Annotated in this window: 14 protein-coding genes; 6 read left to right on the plus strand and 8 right to left on the minus strand. The window is 51.4% G+C overall.

Features of this window, described 5'->3' with window-relative positions:
• Nucleotides 1–219: 219 nt before the first annotated feature.
• Both AYI96_RS12485 and AYI96_RS12490 read right to left on the minus strand, forming a co-directional pair.
• Entirely contained in the window at nucleotides 220–1,089 is an 870-nt protein-coding gene (locus tag AYI96_RS12485; RefSeq protein WP_071477240.1) for a nuclease-related domain-containing protein, read from the minus strand.
• A 22-nt stretch (nucleotides 1,090–1,111) separates the two neighbouring features.
• Nucleotides 1,112–1,324 carry a hypothetical protein gene (locus tag AYI96_RS12490; RefSeq protein WP_144361694.1) on the minus strand — a complete coding sequence of 71 codons (213 nt, stop codon included), beginning with the start codon at nucleotides 1,322–1,324 and terminating at the stop codon, nucleotides 1,112–1,114.
• A gap of 682 nt (nucleotides 1,325–2,006) precedes the next feature.
• Here AYI96_RS12490 and AYI96_RS12500 point away from each other — a divergent pair.
• Complete coding sequence (locus AYI96_RS12500) at nucleotides 2,007–4,337, plus strand: leucine-rich repeat domain-containing protein (protein ID WP_039034377.1); 2,331 nt, start codon at nucleotides 2,007–2,009, stop codon at nucleotides 4,335–4,337.
• Between the two features lie 69 nt (nucleotides 4,338–4,406).
• On the opposite strand, the gene AYI96_RS12505 is transcribed toward AYI96_RS12500, so the two are convergent.
• Genes AYI96_RS12505 through AYI96_RS12520 form a run of 4 tightly spaced genes read right to left on the minus strand, consistent with a single transcriptional unit; the run spans nucleotide 4,407 to nucleotide 7,691 of the window.
• Complete coding sequence (locus tag AYI96_RS12505) at nucleotides 4,407–5,129, minus strand: phosphate ABC transporter ATP-binding protein (protein ID WP_039034378.1); 723 nt, start codon at nucleotides 5,127–5,129, stop codon at nucleotides 4,407–4,409.
• Between the two features lies 1 nt (nucleotide 5,130).
• Nucleotides 5,131–5,991 carry a PstA family ABC transporter permease gene (locus AYI96_RS12510; protein WP_039034379.1) on the minus strand — a complete coding sequence of 287 codons (861 nt, stop codon included), beginning with the start codon at nucleotides 5,989–5,991 and terminating at the stop codon, nucleotides 5,131–5,133.
• The gene (locus tag AYI96_RS12515) at nucleotides 5,988–6,854 is read right to left on the minus strand and encodes a PstC family ABC transporter permease (protein WP_039034380.1); all 867 of its coding nucleotides are present in this window, start codon (nucleotides 6,852–6,854) and stop codon (nucleotides 5,988–5,990) included. Before AYI96_RS12515 ends, AYI96_RS12510 begins: the two co-directional genes overlap by 4 nt.
• Nucleotides 6,855–6,860: 6 nt before the next feature.
• Complete coding sequence (locus tag AYI96_RS12520) at nucleotides 6,861–7,691, minus strand: phosphate ABC transporter substrate-binding protein (RefSeq protein ID WP_039034381.1); 831 nt, start codon at nucleotides 7,689–7,691, stop codon at nucleotides 6,861–6,863.
• 206 nt (nucleotides 7,692–7,897) lie between these two features.
• Here AYI96_RS12520 and AYI96_RS12525 point away from each other — a divergent pair, with 206 nt between their 5' ends.
• From AYI96_RS12525 to AYI96_RS12535, 3 genes are all read left to right on the plus strand, one after another.
• Nucleotides 7,898–8,224, plus strand: a complete 327-nt coding sequence (locus AYI96_RS12525) for a tetratricopeptide repeat protein (RefSeq protein WP_144361695.1) — start codon at nucleotides 7,898–7,900, stop codon at nucleotides 8,222–8,224.
• 186 nt (nucleotides 8,225–8,410) lie between these two features.
• Entirely contained in the window at nucleotides 8,411–8,890 is a 480-nt protein-coding gene (locus tag AYI96_RS12530) for a DUF2947 domain-containing protein (protein ID WP_039034416.1), read from the plus strand.
• Between the two features lie 83 nt (nucleotides 8,891–8,973).
• Nucleotides 8,974–9,537: a chalcone isomerase family protein gene (locus AYI96_RS12535; protein ID WP_144361696.1), complete on the plus strand. Its 564-nt coding sequence runs from the start codon at nucleotides 8,974–8,976 to the stop codon at nucleotides 9,535–9,537.
• A 64-nt stretch (nucleotides 9,538–9,601) separates the two neighbouring features.
• Here AYI96_RS12535 and AYI96_RS12540 read toward each other — a convergent pair whose 3' ends face one another.
• Together AYI96_RS12540 and AYI96_RS12545 are read right to left on the minus strand one after the other, a co-directional pair.
• A complete protein-coding gene (locus AYI96_RS12540) occupies nucleotides 9,602–10,492 on the minus strand; it encodes a DUF6268 family outer membrane beta-barrel protein (RefSeq protein WP_101096061.1) in 891 nt (296 codons plus the stop codon).
• A gap of 46 nt (nucleotides 10,493–10,538) precedes the next feature.
• Nucleotides 10,539–11,153 (minus strand): TetR/AcrR family transcriptional regulator, encoded by a 615-nt coding sequence (locus AYI96_RS12545; protein WP_039034384.1) that lies wholly within the window; start codon nucleotides 11,151–11,153, stop codon nucleotides 10,539–10,541.
• Between the two features lie 257 nt (nucleotides 11,154–11,410).
• Here AYI96_RS12545 and AYI96_RS12550 point away from each other — a divergent pair, with 257 nt between their 5' ends.
• The gene (locus tag AYI96_RS12550) at nucleotides 11,411–12,478 is read left to right on the plus strand and encodes an efflux RND transporter periplasmic adaptor subunit (RefSeq protein ID WP_144361724.1); all 1,068 of its coding nucleotides are present in this window, start codon (nucleotides 11,411–11,413) and stop codon (nucleotides 12,476–12,478) included.
• A complete protein-coding gene (locus AYI96_RS12555) occupies nucleotides 12,475–15,561 on the plus strand; it encodes an efflux RND transporter permease subunit (RefSeq protein ID WP_144361697.1) in 3,087 nt (1,028 codons plus the stop codon). The genes AYI96_RS12550 and AYI96_RS12555 overlap by 4 nt, the downstream gene beginning before the upstream one ends.
• The last annotated feature ends 304 nt before the right edge of the window (nucleotides 15,562–15,865 follow it).

The following is a 15,865-nucleotide window of genomic DNA, read 5'->3' on the forward strand; positions in this document are numbered from 1 at the left end:
GTCATAACCAACCTCGACTGAGCTTTGATGGGTATTTCAAAGCCTAGTCAAGGCTGTGTGAAACATCAAAAAGATATGGCTGTCCTGTATTTTTGATCCTCTAGTCAAGGCTGGGCGAAACATCAAAAAGATATGGCTGTCCTGTTTTCTCGTGGTCCTGTTTTCTCGCTATTTTCTCGCTGTTTTCTCGCTTCTGCAATCATACCCTACCCTTATTTACTAACTATTACGTTGACTTATTTGATAAGCTATCTGTTTCACATGTTCAAATGTAAACATTTGACTCCGGCAAGTAGGAATTGTTTTCACTAACTGCCGATGATTCAATATCGGAAATGGCGGCTTTGAATCTCGATTAATGAACCATCCTGGAAACACCAACACAGGCATCGGCGAGACTTCGACTCCACTCGATTTACTGAGCCATTCACCAACCCATTTGGCTTGCCTAACAGCTTGCTCCAGAGGTTTAGTTTCAACCCAAGAGGGAAAGAGCAGCTTGCCGTCTTTGAACGTTAGCTCGTGATCTTTGCCACCGTTCTTTTTGTCTTTATTACGCTTATGGCGTCCCTTGGTTTCGATAACAAAAACACCATTCGAGCCAACCACTAAATGGTCAATATTGAAACCATCGGCCTGAACATCATGAAAGACTTGATAGCCTAATCCCTGCAAGCCAATGAGTTCATTTGCCGTAGCCACTTCTGCCGCATGACCAAGCCGCAGCTTGGTCAATTTACTAAATGACTTCCATAGTTTGAAAGCGGCATAAGCAACCCCTAAGACACTTACGGCAAGAAACGACCAAGGTATCGAACCTGAAACGATGTTCTGATGAATGCCAGCCACCGCAAAAGGCAAACAAACCACCATCACGGCGATCATGAATGCGCCAATAACGTCAAAAAGTAAGTCTTGAATCTGCTGTTGTAACCCTAAAGCGGGGATGCGCTGTAACTTATCACGGTCAATGGGCAACCTGACAGTCCGGTCTCTATGCCACAGCATCAACCGCATGACTAGCAACACAACCGCCATGCCTGATAGCAGAAAAACCACGGATAGGGTTTGAATAACGATTTCGCTCATGCTCTTCCTTGAGTAAAACAGATTAATTTAGCTTTATACCATGAATCTCTTCAAAGATACTTTGATGATGATTCAGATATTTTTCAAACCGTTCTCGGTCATTTGGAGTTAATTTCCCAGAAGCTAAGGCATCTCCTTCGTTAATGCCCAAGCCCTTCAGACTAAATAACTGTTCCAAATAGTAGATCACAGGAAGGGAACTCAGTCCTGTTTGAGCGTTCAGATCTATCGCCAAACAAACCCACCACTCGTCCAAGGACTGATAATGGCCATCTTAGCACCACTTTGCCGCGCTGAGTGTTAGCGCATGCAAAAACTGATTCAAAAAACCAATGATAAGCGCTTTGCCAGGCGTCTGATGGCGATGTTGATGTTGCATCAGGGGCTGTCAGCTTCTGAGGAGCAAAATGGGGACACCCATAATTCTTGGCAGGTTTCACTGATCCGGTCCTAGAAGCTGCCCTGACTGGATTTTTCGGTCACACCGCCTGTAAGGCTGTTATCCGCATAAACATCATTCCAGTATTACTGGCCTATATCTATCCCATTGATTGTACGGGGCCTTCAACTCTTGTAAAATCCGTCAGCAGGCTTGAGTGCGGGCCACTTTTGTGGTCACTGGAAGGAAAATCGGTAAATGGAATTAGTCAGCTCTTCGCATTGCGCGGCATCTTATGCTGCGCCTCCATCTGTAATTTTCGATGCCATATTCGGTGCACTTTTCGATGCACTTTACCGAGCATCTTGCAATCCATCTCGTTCTACATTTTCCGGCGCACTATCGACAGCGAATCTAGCCAAATCCAGGGCTTGTGTCCCCCTAAGCCCAAGTTCATCAGAACGATAAAACTACGGCGTTAAGCATCTGCAGTGGCCAACAGGCTAATAACCATACCCTACAATAAGTTGTTTATATTATGTCCCAATTTATAGAATCCCTCCCCGACTACTTTAATGCTGTTAAAAACAGTGACGGCTTTCCTGAAAAGTTCATCAACGACCTTTTCCTGATTGGTAAATGCAGCGCCGATACCGACTGCGTGAAAGAGATCCGCCAACTGCTGAAACAGCATGCGAGCCAGGATATTCAAAATGCCTTCAAGTGCCGCAAGAAACTGATTAAAGGCGAGAAAGAGCCTGATATGAGAGATGTCTTCTGTGTCCTTTGCGAATATGCCAGCCTGTCGGCCGAGCTGGATGTCGATTACCTCTATGCCAGGCTTGGACATACCATCATAGATATTCGAGCCGGTCAGCCGCTGGAGGCACTCTGCGAGCGCCCCGAGCTGTTGGCGCGTTTCCCCTCGGTGACTTTTCTGGCCATCGAAGAAGTGCCCTTTTGTGGACAACAGTTGCCTGAAAGTATCGGTAGTCTGCCACTGCTTGAAAAGCTCAACATTGAAGGCGATTACAAGACACTACCCAAGAGCATTGAAAAGCTTAAGAAACTGCAAGAGTTTAAAATTGACTCTGTGCCGCTGGAAAGTCTAGATCTTGATTTTCGCCAACTGACAAACCTTAGCAGCCTAACCTGGTACGATACCCCTATCTGCGGCGCCGAGCTGTTTGATTTACCGGCCGGATTGACCAAGATTGATTTGGGGTTAGTCCCGGATTTACAACGCCTTGGTACTAATCTGGATAAGCTGCCACAGCTGCAACACTTAAAAATCTCATGCTGTCCCCAACTTGCATCTATTGATGAGCAACTGACCTTAGCCAACCTCAATAAGCTGACACTATGGAAAAACCCGTTATTGAGTTCAATCCATGCCAATACGGTGCTTGGCAATCAAAAAACATCTTTCACTAATGGCATAGATATCCGCTTTGCCCCAAAGGTATATGAAGATATAACCCGGCTTAAAATCCAAGAAAAGAAACTGCTGGCATTGGTCTGTGAGCATGCTGCATGTTTTCCTCATCTCAAAGAGTTGCACCTGGGTTATACCAGAGACTTAACCGGCATTCGCTTCCCTTTTGGGGCGTTTTCGCAACTGGAGAGCATCTGGGGGGCAGATTTCGGCGACGACGGCTTCTGGGATGAACTGCCTCTATGTCAATGCCTTAAAAACCTTAGTTTTAATTCGACCAACTCGGAAACCATCCCCGAGTCGTTTAAAAAGATAGCGGCGCTGGACAGCCTCAGCATAATAAACGGCCAAAAACTCACCATAGATGCGTCATTGTTGCCGCGAAACATCAAAAAGTTGGAAATCGACCGTTGTCATCGCCTTATTGCCCCAACCGAGAGACTAACCCTGGATGAACTCATTCTAAGCCATTGCCCGGTGGACAATGAACGGCAGCTGTTCAGCAATATTTCTACAGCTGTGATGAAATACTACCCTGACGATGACACGCCGGACACGGGGGAAGAGCTGTCTCAATACCTGCCTCAGCCAGAGCGACTCACCTCCTTCACCACTAGACTGACGACAGCTAAAATCGCCGATCTATTAATGCATTGCCCCAATCTAGTGTCGCTCAATATTGACCCGGCCCAAGTTGAGACTGAGCTTGAGGATGGATGCGCAAACCCAAGGGAGACTTTACCTGGTTTGAATTGCCCCGCCGTTACCCAGTTGACCTCGCTGGAGCTGCACAATACAGACGTCGTTACCCTTGGCCCATTGTTAACGAGTAGCCCCAAGCTTGAAACAGTTGAACTCAACAAATTCAACGATTTCCCTGCCAATGTTTCGCTGCCACGGCTGAAAACCCTGTTGATTTCACGCAGTGATCTTAAAACCCTGGCCTCACTCGATGCGCCGGCATTGGAAACCTTGAAACTGGTCCTGTGTTATGAGTTTGGTCTGGAAGCCACCAAGGCCTTGGTGAAATATACCCGCTTGCATCACCTTAAACTGATGGGAATGCACAAGAGCCTGGATCATTTCCCCATAGAGCTTAAGGCACTACCGTTAAAACGGCTTTCTCTGAGAGGCGGCGATATCAAGGTTATCCCTGATTTTATCGGTGAGTTTACTGAGTTGGATACCTTATCTCTGGAGGATTTTGTCACTGAGTCTCTACCCGAGTCCATGTTGGCGCTTGAGAAGCTGGAACGCTTGAGTATCGATTGCTGCAAATTCCTTAAACCCATCCCTCCCAGCTTCAGAAAGCTCAAGCTGAAAGTCCTTTGTTACACCATAAGCAAATTCGGTGGTTTCAACATGAACCCCAAGCTGTATCAAAACTTGCTGACCCCGAATTACACCGAGCAGACCAAGTATCTCGACGATTAAGCCGAGCAATTGCAAAAGCGTGTCTGAATCTCTCTTTGGTTAAGCCAGACAAAGAGTGATTCGGCGCACTCATGCCGACTCAGGTCGTAATCTCCCGTACTCAAAACGATAGAGATGATCGGCCAATCTGGCTGTTTGATGTTCACAGTGAGAAACCATCACCAGGGTACAATGGCCGGCGAGGCGTTTTATCAAGGCTTCAATTTGTGCAGTAGCTTCGGGATCGAGTGAAGATGTAGGCTCATCGAGTAATAAGATATCCGGCTCAAAAATCAGGGTGCGGGCCAGGCAAAGGCGCTGCTGTTGCCCGCCAGATAAGGTTGAGGCCGGTGCCGACAGGCGATCTTTGACCTCATTCCACAACGCCGCCTGCTCAAAAGCTTGCTGCATCTGTTTCAGCGCGGCCTCCCCCTGCAGGTTACCGACCACTTTCAAGGGAAGTAATAGGTTTTGCGCCACACTGCCGGGAAGCAGTTGCGGATGTTGAAACACCATACCGACTTTACGGCGCAAATAGGGTAACTCTGTGGTTTTCAGTTGATTGACCGAAAGCGGCTTATCTGCCACGCAAAGCGTTATCTCACCCCGGGTGCGACTATGTTGATATTCGTCATTGAGGCGATTGAGCGCCCGTAACAGGGTGGTTTTCCCCGAGCCTGACGGCCCGCTGAGCACATTGATCCGCCGCCGATGGATCTGCATGTTGATGTTTTCGAGTGCCGCTTGTTGACCAAAATACACACTGAGGTTAGACACAGTGCCCGCGACATCCGCAGCCTTTGATAACGCCATACTAATGATTCCTTCCGGGAAAACGTGTCACCCAGTTGGCCATGGAAAATACCGTGGCAGTTAAACACAGGAGTGTCAGCGCGGCACCAAACGCCATCTGCAATTCGGCCTCGCTCTGATACTGGGCACTGTAATAAAAAATCGTAAAAGGCAGGGCTTCAAACCGTTCAAAGATCCCGCCAGGTAACCCCGCATTGGCAACGGCGCCGGTCAGCATGATCACCGCGGTATCTTCTGCGGCCCGGCCAATGGCCAACATGATGCCGCCGCGGATCCCGCGCTCGGCCTGGGGCAACAATACAAAGCGCAAAGCTTGCCACTGTGTCATGCCGAGTGAGAGTGCGGTTAAACTCAAAGACACAGGCAGCGCCTGCAGCGCCGTGCGGGTAGAAACGGCCAGATAGGGAATGATCAACATCGCCAGGCAAAATGCCGACAGTGCCAAACAAGTGTTGGCAGAAGGCAGCAAGGTGTTGCGCAGTAACAGAATAAGGGTAAAGCCAAATAAGCCCATCAATATCGAGGGAACGCCGGCCAGGATATCGACCGCCAGCTCCAATAGCACCTTTGCCTTGGATGTTTTCGCCGTTGCCAGCCAAATTCCGGTTGCCAGTCCGGGCAGCAAGGCGATCATCAAAGCACTGGCAACTACCGCCAGGGTTCCGACACAGGCAGGCCAAATACCATCCCAGATAGGCGCCTGTCCCAAGAAACCTTTTAAGGGTTCAGTATCACCAAAATAGAGCGACAGGCTGAGCGTGGGAACGCCTCGATATAGAATAAATCCCAGCAGTGACAAGAGACACAGCAACAGCATGGCGCTGCAGAATAAGCACCAATAATGGAAACACTTGGCTTTCAAGACCCAGAACCCTCGGTGGTGGCCTTGGCAGACGAAGTCATATAGCGGATCAACAGAGTCACCAGCACACTGATAGTGAGCAGCAACAAACCGGCGGCAAACAGTGAGTTGTACATGGCGCTATCATTTTCCGTGGCCAGCACCAAGCCAATATGCGCCGTCAGGGTGCGAACCGAATCAAATACACTGTCCGGAAGCTGCGGCGCATTGCCGGCCAGCATCAAAGGCAGCAAGGTATCGCCTATGGCCCTGCCAAAACCGAGTAAGGCGGCGCTGGCCATGGCGCGGCGGGCATTGGGTAATACCAGATGATACAGGGTTTGGAGATCGCTGAACCCCAGAGAAGCAGACACCATTCTGAGTTCTTTGGCCAAAGGGCGACATTGACTGTCCAACATCATCACCATCACAGGCAAGATCAACAGCACTATCACCAGAGTGGCACTGATGAGGCTGAACCCCGAACCGGTTCGAAAGGTTTCCCGGATCAGCGGCACCAGCAAAAACACAGCGGCCAACCCATACACCACAGTCGGGATCCCGGCCATCAAGCGGATCAGCGCCCGGATAAAACGCGCAGGCCTTCGATAGCGAGGTAATAAACAAAACCCTGTGATGCCAAGGGCGATAGGAAATGCCAACAGTAAGGCCAGCAGTCCCAACAAACCGGAGCCGGCAATCATGGCAACTATGCCAAATTGCCCCTGCTCCGGTTGCCAGTGTAACGACAACACGCTGGTTTGCGGGTTGAAAAACACCGGCAATGCAAACCACATCAGAAACCCAAACAGCAGCACTATCAGCAATAATACTGATGCGGCCAGAAGTTGCAGTATCCGCTCAGCGGAGATCTGTGTGGTCATGAGTCATTAATGTCCGACAGGAATATATCCGGCTTCACGGATAAATTCAGCGCCGTCTGGACCATAGATATAGTCAATAAACGCCTGGGTCAGCCCCTTAGGTTGTCCCTTGGTATTCATATACAGCTTACGCACTACAGGGTATTCGCCGGAAGCACAGGCTTCATTGGTGGGCAGCACATTATCCAATATCGGCGCTTTCACTGTCTGATCGATATAACCGACACTGCTGTAACCTATGGCACCGGGATCGCGGGCAATCGCAGTTTTCATCGCACCATTGGAAGGTACAACATTGGCCTGAGCCGAAACCGGCGACTTATTCAGCAACTTTTTAACAAATACCGAGCGGGTACCGCTGGCTTCGTCACGGGTGAAAATATTGATCTGCCGATCTTCACCACCCAGGCTCTTCCAGTTGGTTATTTTACCGGAATAGATATCCATCACCTGTTGCGAGCTCAGCTGTTGAATGGGGTTGGCCGGATTGACGATAACCGCAACGCCATCGATGGCAAATGGGAAAGAAAGCAGACCGTATTTCAGTTCACCCGGCTTCAGAGGGCGGCCGGTATTACCGATTTCAACCAGTCCCTTGGCAACTTGCTGCGCCCCCACACCACTGCCGCCACCGGCAATAGTAATGCGAATATCGTTATTGGCAGACATAATAGTTTTTGCCGCCTGCTTCATCACAGGGATATGCGCGGTACCACCGGCAATGTTCAAGGTACCGGACAAGTTTTCAAAGCGATCGAGCTCAGACGCCATGCCAACAGCAGGAACCGCCAGCACAGAGCATAATAACAACTTGATAAATCTGAATTTAAGTCGCATGTCATTTCCTTTGGAATGCACTTGAGCCGAAACAGTCAGCCCAAATAAATAGGTGTAGTTCGGTGCCGAGCCTCACGGCGCGCAATGATAACAATCACATCAAATCAACCTTTTGACTCAAATCACAAATAAACCCAACAAAAGTAACCGCCCCAACGACAGGAACCTATGACAGTCAGGACCAAACAACCGAAACCGAGCTCAGAATGATTTCCATACTGGCTCTGCAGCTCAATATGCCCTCCCTAGCCGAAACCACTCTGGCTGAGTTAAGCCGCTTGAACGACAGTTTTCTACCGCAATATGCGCACATATTGCGCCTCGGCGGTAACGGGCAACAGGCACTGGAAACCTATCTGGATTACCTGGGAAAGTACCCGCAAGACTTGCAGGTATGGTTAAAACTGGCGCAGTTCATGCGAGCAGTACAACAAAATGAAGCCGCCATCACCGCATTTTCCAAAGTCCTGGAGCTCGACCCCAATAATCTCAGCGCCAAGCAAGGATTAGCCGAACTACAAACCCAGAAATAGAGATGGTGCAAGCAAGCCACTTGTAAGTGGCTTACAGTCTGGGATGCAAGGCGTGGTTCGCAGCAAATGACTCAAGTCCTTTACAATAGACTCGCCTTCCCCTGGCCGCCGCATGCGGCCTTTCTTTTCCCCTTTCGCCACCGTTATAATGCCCCGGCAAATAAGCGCAGTTCCGGAGAACAAAACTTGAATCACAGCTATATTCCACTCGATCAGTATCGCCGTAAATGGATCTTCAACCATAAGGATCTGCCGGTCAGTGACCAGGATAAGACGGCTATATTGCCGCTGGATCAAAAGAGCGCCATGGAAGTGTGGAATCGCTGGATAAGCAACAAAAGCAGCTGTGCCGAAGACTTTACCAAGGGCGATTGGGCCAGCCGCAGCTCCACCTGGCACCAGACCGAATACTGGCAAAGCCATTGGGACAGCGAAGACAACAGCCTACCGGAACCCTTGGCCGATTTTATTGATTGGCCGGCAGATACCCCTGTGTATTTCTGCTATGAAAAGTATCAGGTGATCCAAACTCGCTGGGAAATCTTTGCCCGTAACTGGAAATGCTTTCTGTTTTTCGATGATGGCCCTTTGCTGATAAGTCCCAAACACAAGCAAGCCGTCTGGTTCAGTCAAGATGGCAACTTCAAAATGGGTCTGCGAGGCTAAGGAAGGTTTTTGGCAAACATTCAGTGAGCAAGAAGAACCTTGCCGGTTCAGCCACTCAGAACGACCAATACCAAGAGAACAAGATGAAAAAAATAATCTTAACCGCTCTATTACTTGGCTTATCGCTGTCTGCCACAGTGGATGCCCGCGAAATTGCCGGTGAAAATATTCCAGATACTCTAAACATTCAGGCGGCAACGCCGCTTAAGCTCAATGGTGCCGGGGTACGCAGCAAGTTCTTTATGGATCTCTACATAGGCAGTCTCTATCTGCCAATAAAAGCGACCACTACAGCCGAAGTATTGGCGCAGCCTCAGGCGGCGGTCAGCTTGAAAATAGTCTCGGGTCTTATCACCGCAGATAAGATGCGCTCGGCGATAACTGAAGGTTTCGATGACGCCACAGGCGGCAAAACCGAAGCTATACAAGCCGATATCGACCGATTTATGAGCCTGTTTCAGGAAGAGATCAAACAAGGCGACAGCTTCCTCCTGTATACCAGCCAGGAAAATGGTGTCAGTGCCTACAAGAACGGTGAGTTGCAAGACACTATCGCCGGAGAGAACTTTCGCCGCGCGCTGCTGAATATCTGGCTCGGCGATGAACCGGCGCAGAGCAGCCTGAAAAAAGCGATGCTGGCCGACTGAACTCCTCAGCCAGAAAATCGCTCAATCGAAAGGGAGAAGTTGCCCGCCACGGCGGGCAACTCAATCAAAAACGATAGCTAAGATGAACAGCGCCTGCCGGATAGTTATCCAACTCGCGCTTGATCTCAGGTTCACTCAACTCAAGTTCCGGGTTGATGAAGTAACCCACATAGGCGTTGAGATTGAACCCTTGTCCCAACTGCCAGCCCAAACGGGCGAAGCTGCTGATTTCGGTCAATTCCAGCGTTTGCTCATTTTCCCCCACCAAGATCCGCTCGGTGCGCTGGGAGGCTCCCAGCCCCAACTCCATATCCGGTGAGATCCGATAACTGAACTCTATCCCGGCCGGACCGGTAAAACCTGCCTGAAACGGGTTGCCCACCCGCCATCTATCACTGAGTTGCCAATCGATAAGCAGATAAGGAACCGTACGCACCTCACTGATATCATTAAGATATGCAATACCAAAACCCAACATATTACCCGAGTTGAACCTGTGAACAGCACCGGCTATCACACCATAACTTTCGGCATCCGAAGAGGAGACTTCATCACTGTAGGCATACTGTAACTGAGGCGTTAGCATCAAGCTCCAGTGTCTATTCAGATTATATCTCAGGCTGATGGAAGCTGAATAACGCTGAGCAGAGTCAAACTGGCTGGCAGCAAAAATCCTATCGGCAACACTATTGTCAGGTAAAGCGGAAAAATCCCAGTCCAGTTTGTCATAACCCAGGCTGACACCCAGCCCCCAACGTTTATCCAGTTGCCAGTCAGCCCGCGCGCCCAGAAGATAACTGCGACGCCCCAGTTCCCCGCCACCATCAATATCCGAGTCGGCATTTTCAAAAGTGGCCAGACTCAGGCTATAGCGGGATGTCGAAGCCTCTGCGGCAAGCAACCCTGCACTGGCACTCAAAGTGCTCAGCAAGATAACTGTAGCCGTTTTGTTCATCTCATGTCCTTTTGCCGTTTAAATAAAACTCAATTATAACCGTACGCTACCCCAACCTATGCGCTTTAAGAAACAATCCGGCCGTCTCAAGGCAATAATCCCTGTGCTGCGCCTCGAGTTGCCCCGTGTCCAGCCCCAACTCTTTTCTGAGCCGTAGCTCACCAAATAACATCAGGCTCAGCCTCACCGCTGCTTGGCGCTTATTGCCGAAGTGATAACCGCCATGACGCTCAACCTGAGTAAAGAAATCCACCAGCAACCCCAACATGTACTCGGGTCCGGCATCGAAATAAAGCTGCGCCGGTTCCGGATGAGTATCGACCTGGGAAACACAGGCGCGATAAACGGTAATAGCATCTTCACTGACGATCAGCTCGCCGAAATACTCGGCAAACACCGCCAGCGCCTGCTCCGGCCGGGCGGCGTCGGCCAACAGTTCTTCGGCAACCTGACGCACCACACACTTGGACTCGATAGCCGCCACAAACAGCTCATCCTTACAGCCAAAATGAGCGTAAACAGTTTGTTTCGATACCCCGGCCCTCTTGGCCACTTCATCCATGCTGGTATGGGGAAACCCCTGGGCGCAGAAAAGTTCGATAGCGGCCTCCAGTATCTGAGCCCGCTTCTGCTCGCTACGAGTTAATTGCTGATTATTCATAACCTTATGACTTACACCTTGTTCGGCAACGTCTTGGAAGGCATTAGAGCACAAAATAGACTAGACAGTCCAGTTCAGCCAAATTAGACTAGCAAGTCCAGTTTAACTTATTGCTAACAATCGGTAATCAGCACAGGGAGACGTCATTGCAACAGCGCATCAAGGAAGTTAAAAAACCAAATGCTTCAGGGCTAAAAATCAAATTTACCCACCTCCAAGGCCAGGGTCGCGCCGCGCTGTTGGTTGCCCTTACCTTGATGTTATGCCTGTCAGCCTGCCAACCACAGCCCGTTGAGCAAAGTGAAACCAAGCCCGCAGTGGTCAGCAGTGCCGCTCTTGTACTCAAGCCAAGTTACACCAAGCTGCAGCAATTCAGTGGCAGCGTGCGCGCCGGCAATACCACAGGCATAGGTTTCGAGCTCCCAGGAAAACTGCAAAAACTCCTGGTAGATACCGGCGATAGAGTCGAGCGAGGACAATTGCTGGCACGGCTGGATACCAGCTTGCTGGAAGCCGAACAGACCGAATTACAGGCGGCACTGGATCAGAATAATGCCGATATCAAACTGGCCCAGGCAACGTTGAAACGCTCACTGGAACTCAGAGCCAAACAATATCTTTCCGAGCAGCAGCTCGATGAACTCAAAGGCAAACTGGCCAGCTTGGAAGCCGGGCACGCCAGGCTGGGAGCCTCACTGAAAGCCAATGAACTTAAACGGCAAAAATCGCTTCTCATCGCCCCCTTCGCCGGGGTGATAGCCGCCAGAGAGCATAATCTCGGTGAAGTCATTGCCCTGGGCAGCCCGGTCTTTACCTTGGTGCAAAGCAACAATTTGCAAGCACTGATAGGGGTGCCGCTGAATATTGCCGAGCAGTTGCAACCTGGTGTAATTCTCAAGCTCAGAGTCGCCGAACACTATTACCAGGCCAAGTTAAAAGGGATCAGCGGCCAAATAAATCCCGTCACCCGCACAGTACAACTCAGGTTTAGTATCGACTCTGCCTCTGAAACCACACCTATCAATGGCGAACTGGCTTATTTGCAGTACCGCCGTGAAGTTCTCCGTGAAGGCTACTGGGTCCCGGTGTCGGCGCTCACCGACGGTATTCGCGGTCTGTGGAATCTGTATGTGCTCAAACAAGATACCGATGGGTTTAAACTGCAGCGCCGTGATGTGGAAATTCTCTATACCGAAAGCGACAACGCCTTTATCAGCGGCGCCATCAGCCCGGGAGAGCAGTTTGTCACCACGGGCCTGCATAAGCTGGTTGCCGGGCAAAGAGTCGCGCCAAGCGCCGCATCAGCAGCAAGAGGTGGACAATGAACCCTCTTATTAAGGCTTTTGTCGAGAATGGCCGCCTCGCCAGCCTATTGATAGCCCTGTTGCTGGTTGCCGGGCTCGGCGCCATATCCAGCCTGCCACGCACCGAAGATCCCCATATCACCAACCGCTTTGCCTCTGTGATCACCAGCTATCCAGGAGCTTCGGCCGAACGGGTCGAGGCACTGGTGACTGAAGTACTGGAAAATGAGCTGAGACGACTGGAAGAACTCAAGCTTGTCCAGTCCACCTCAAGACCCGGGGTCTCGGTGATTCAACTCGAGCTCAAAGATACCGTCACAGCAACCGAACCGGTCTGGTCCAGAGCCAGAGATCTGCTGGCCGACAGCAGCAACCGCTTGCCGGCAAGTGTCAATCCACCGGTACTCGACGATCAACTGGGTTACGCCTATACCGCCATCATAGGCCTGGGATGGCACGGCGGCGGTGAAGCGCGTCCCGACATTCTCAGCCGTTACGCCAAAGAATTGCAAAACAAACTACGGCTCTTGAGTGGCACAGACTTTGTCAAACTCTATGGCGCTCCGACGGAGGAAATTCTGGTCACGCTGGATGGCGAACGTATCAATCGGCTCGGGCTGACACCGGGAGCCGTTGCCGACATTCTCAATCGCGCCGATAGCAAGGTGTCGGCCGGTGAAATCAACAACCAGAGCTTCCGGGCATTGGTGGAAGTTTCCGGTGAACTGGACTCGCTGGAGCGTATCCGCCAGGTGCCGCTGAAGACCGACCGTTTCAGGCAACTGATCCGCCTTGGCGATATCGCAACAATCAACCGCCAGCCCAAAGATCCGTGGGATAATCTGGCGCTGCTTAACGGTGAGCCCGGTATTATGGTGGCCGCCCGCATGCTCAACAACACCCGGGTGGATATCTGGAGTGAACAAGTGCGCCGGATCACAGCCGAGTTGGAACAAAGTTTTCCCGCCAATATCCGCATGCAATGGCTATTTGAACAGGAAGGCTACACCAACGAGCGCCTGCAGGAACTGCTGTTCAATCTGCTGCAGGGGTTTGTGCTCATTCTTTTGGTGCTGCTGGTGACTGTCGGCATGCGCAATGCGCTTATCGTCGCCTTGTCACTGCCACTGACGGCACTATTTACCCTGGCCTGCATGAAGTTTACCGGCCTGCCCATTCATCAGATGTCGGTCACCGGCTTGGTGGTGGCGCTGGGGATCATGGTGGATAACGCCATTGTGATTGTCGATGCCATTGCCCAGCGCCGCCGCGAGGGTATGAGTAAGCTGCAGGCGGTCAACACCACCATCAGGCACCTGTGGCTGCCGCTTGCCGGTTCCACCATCACCACCATGCTGGCATTCACGCCGATAGTGCTGATGCCTGGCGCCGCCGGCGAGTTTGTCAGTGGTATCGCCATTTCAGTGATCTTTGCCCTGCTCGGCTCTTACCTCATCTCCCACACCCTGATAGCCGGTCTCGCCGGGCGTTTCAGCCGCGCCAGGGACAACAATCGCTGGTATCACCACGGAGTGAACTTGCCAAGGCTGGCCAGAGCCTATAGTCAGACTCTGCAACTGGCGCTCAACTACCCGAAAACTGCCGCGCTGCTGATTGGTATCTTGCCACTGACAGGCTTTGTGGCCTCCGGGCAGATGACAGAGCAGTTTTTCCCGCCATCGGATAGAAACATGTTCCAGCTGGAGCTCTATCTTTCGCCCCATGCCAGCCTGGCGAGGACAGAGCAGAGAGTCAAACAACTCGATAGAGAGCTGCGCAGCACTGACGGCATAGAAAGCGTCAATTGGGTCATAGGCGGGAACGTGCCATCCTTTTACTACAACCTGACTCAAAAACAGCAGGGCGCCAGCCAATACGCCCAGGCAATGATAACAACCCGCGACTTTCGCACCGCTAACCGCTTAATTCCCGAGTTGCAACAGCAGCTGGATAGAGACTATCCGGATGCGCAGATCCTGGTGCGTAAACTGGAACAGGGCCCGCCCTTCAACGCCCCTGTGGAGCTAAGGCTCTATGGCCCCAACCTCGACCGCCTGGCCGAGCTTGGAGATGAGGTGCGGCGACTGCTGGCAGAGACCCGGGATGTGATCCACACCCGGGCGACCCTGAGCCCGGGGGCGCCCAAGGTGTGGCTGCAGCTCGATGAAGATGCCAGCCTGATGGCCGGCCTGAGTTTGAGTGAGATCGCCTCACAGATCCAGATGTCCACCACAGGCATCACAGGTGGCAGTTTGCTGGAGCAAACCGAATCGCTACCGGTGAGGGTCAAGCTCGGTGCCGGTGTCGGCGAACAGCAATCCAGGCTGTCACAAATAAGCCTGCTGTCGCCCAATGGTGAGTCGATTCCGCTTTCGGCCGTGAGTCAAAGCCATGTCAATGCCAGTCGCGGCGCCATTCCTCACTATAATGGCCAGCGGGTTAATATACTCGAAGCCTATATCGCCTCAGGAGTGTTGCCGCAAAAAGTACTGGAGCGGATTAAACCCAAGCTTGCCGAGCTCAATCTGCCCGCCTCCTACCGGATAGAGATAGGCGGTGAGAGTGCCAAACGCGATGAAGCCGTGGGTAATCTACTCTCCAATATCGTCTTGGTAATCACCTTATTGCTGAGCGTCTTAGTGCTCTCCTTTAACTCTTTCAGACTCACAGGTATCATTCTGCTCAGCGCCCTGCAATCGGCAGGGCTCGGATTGCTGGCGGTCTGGGCTCTGGGTTATCCCTTTGGCTTTACCGTGATAATAGGTCTGCTGGGCTTGATGGGCCTGGCCATCAATGCCGCGATAGTGATCCTGGCGGAGCTCGAGTCCGAGCCTATGGCGCGCCTGGGCAACACAGACGTGATTCTTGCAGGGGTCATGCGCTGCAGTCGCCATATCGCTTCGACTACAATCACCACAGTGGGCGGCTTTCTGCCGCTGATCCTGGCCGGCGGTGGTTTTTGGCCGCCCTTTGCCATCGCCATTGCCGGGGGCACAGCGCTGACCACCCTCTTGTCTCTGGTTTGGGTACCTGTGGTCTACTCCCTGTGGTTGAAGCCGCAGCCCGAGTGTTCCCGCAACTTGCCGTTGAAAAATGAATATTAACCCCAAAAGACAAGCGCGGGCCGGATCGTCGTCGCTATTGATGTTGCGCGTATCGCCCTAGTATCAACCCGCTTGCGCCTCAAACTATTCGGCAGCGCTTTGTTCGAGCCTCTCCCAAGTCTCTGCAGACAGGAATGTATGTTGCCCCATGAGTAATACTCGTACTTCTTGGGAATCTTCTTTTATTAATCAGATAGTTACAACCACTTATTTCCATCATCTGATTTACCCACTTTATGGTTTAATCAACAGCGCAAACAAAGTTGCAAGCGTCATGTAACACATTTTGCGAATGTAATATAAA

Source organism: Shewanella sp. MSW (assembly GCF_007636515.1).
Lineage (GTDB): Bacteria > Pseudomonadota > Gammaproteobacteria > Enterobacterales > Shewanellaceae > Shewanella > Shewanella indica.

Excerpts from the sequence above, each read along its gene's own strand:
- AYI96_RS12525 (WP_144361695.1), top strand. The coding sequence starts at position 7,898 with ATGATTTCCATACTGGCTCTGCAGCTCAATATGCCCTCCCTAGCCGAA.
- AYI96_RS12540 (WP_101096061.1), bottom strand. The coding sequence starts at position 10,492 with ATGAACAAAACGGCTACAGTTATCTTGCTGAGCACTTTGAGTGCCAGT.
- AYI96_RS12520 (WP_039034381.1), bottom strand. The coding sequence starts at position 7,691 with ATGCGACTTAAATTCAGATTTATCAAGTTGTTATTATGCTCTGTGCTG.
- AYI96_RS12545 (WP_039034384.1), bottom strand. The coding sequence starts at position 11,153 with ATGAATAATCAGCAATTAACTCGTAGCGAGCAGAAGCGGGCTCAGATA.
- AYI96_RS12500 (WP_039034377.1), top strand. The coding sequence starts at position 2,007 with ATGTCCCAATTTATAGAATCCCTCCCCGACTACTTTAATGCTGTTAAA.
- AYI96_RS12505 (WP_039034378.1), bottom strand. The coding sequence starts at position 5,129 with ATGGCGTTATCAAAGGCTGCGGATGTCGCGGGCACTGTGTCTAACCTC.
- AYI96_RS12535 (WP_144361696.1), top strand. The coding sequence starts at position 8,974 with ATGAAAAAAATAATCTTAACCGCTCTATTACTTGGCTTATCGCTGTCT.
- AYI96_RS12485 (WP_071477240.1), bottom strand. The coding sequence starts at position 1,089 with ATGAGCGAAATCGTTATTCAAACCCTATCCGTGGTTTTTCTGCTATCA.
- AYI96_RS12550 (WP_144361724.1), top strand. The coding sequence starts at position 11,411 with ATGTTATGCCTGTCAGCCTGCCAACCACAGCCCGTTGAGCAAAGTGAA.
- AYI96_RS12555 (WP_144361697.1), top strand. The coding sequence starts at position 12,475 with ATGAACCCTCTTATTAAGGCTTTTGTCGAGAATGGCCGCCTCGCCAGC.
- AYI96_RS12515 (WP_039034380.1), bottom strand. The coding sequence starts at position 6,854 with ATGACCACACAGATCTCCGCTGAGCGGATACTGCAACTTCTGGCCGCA.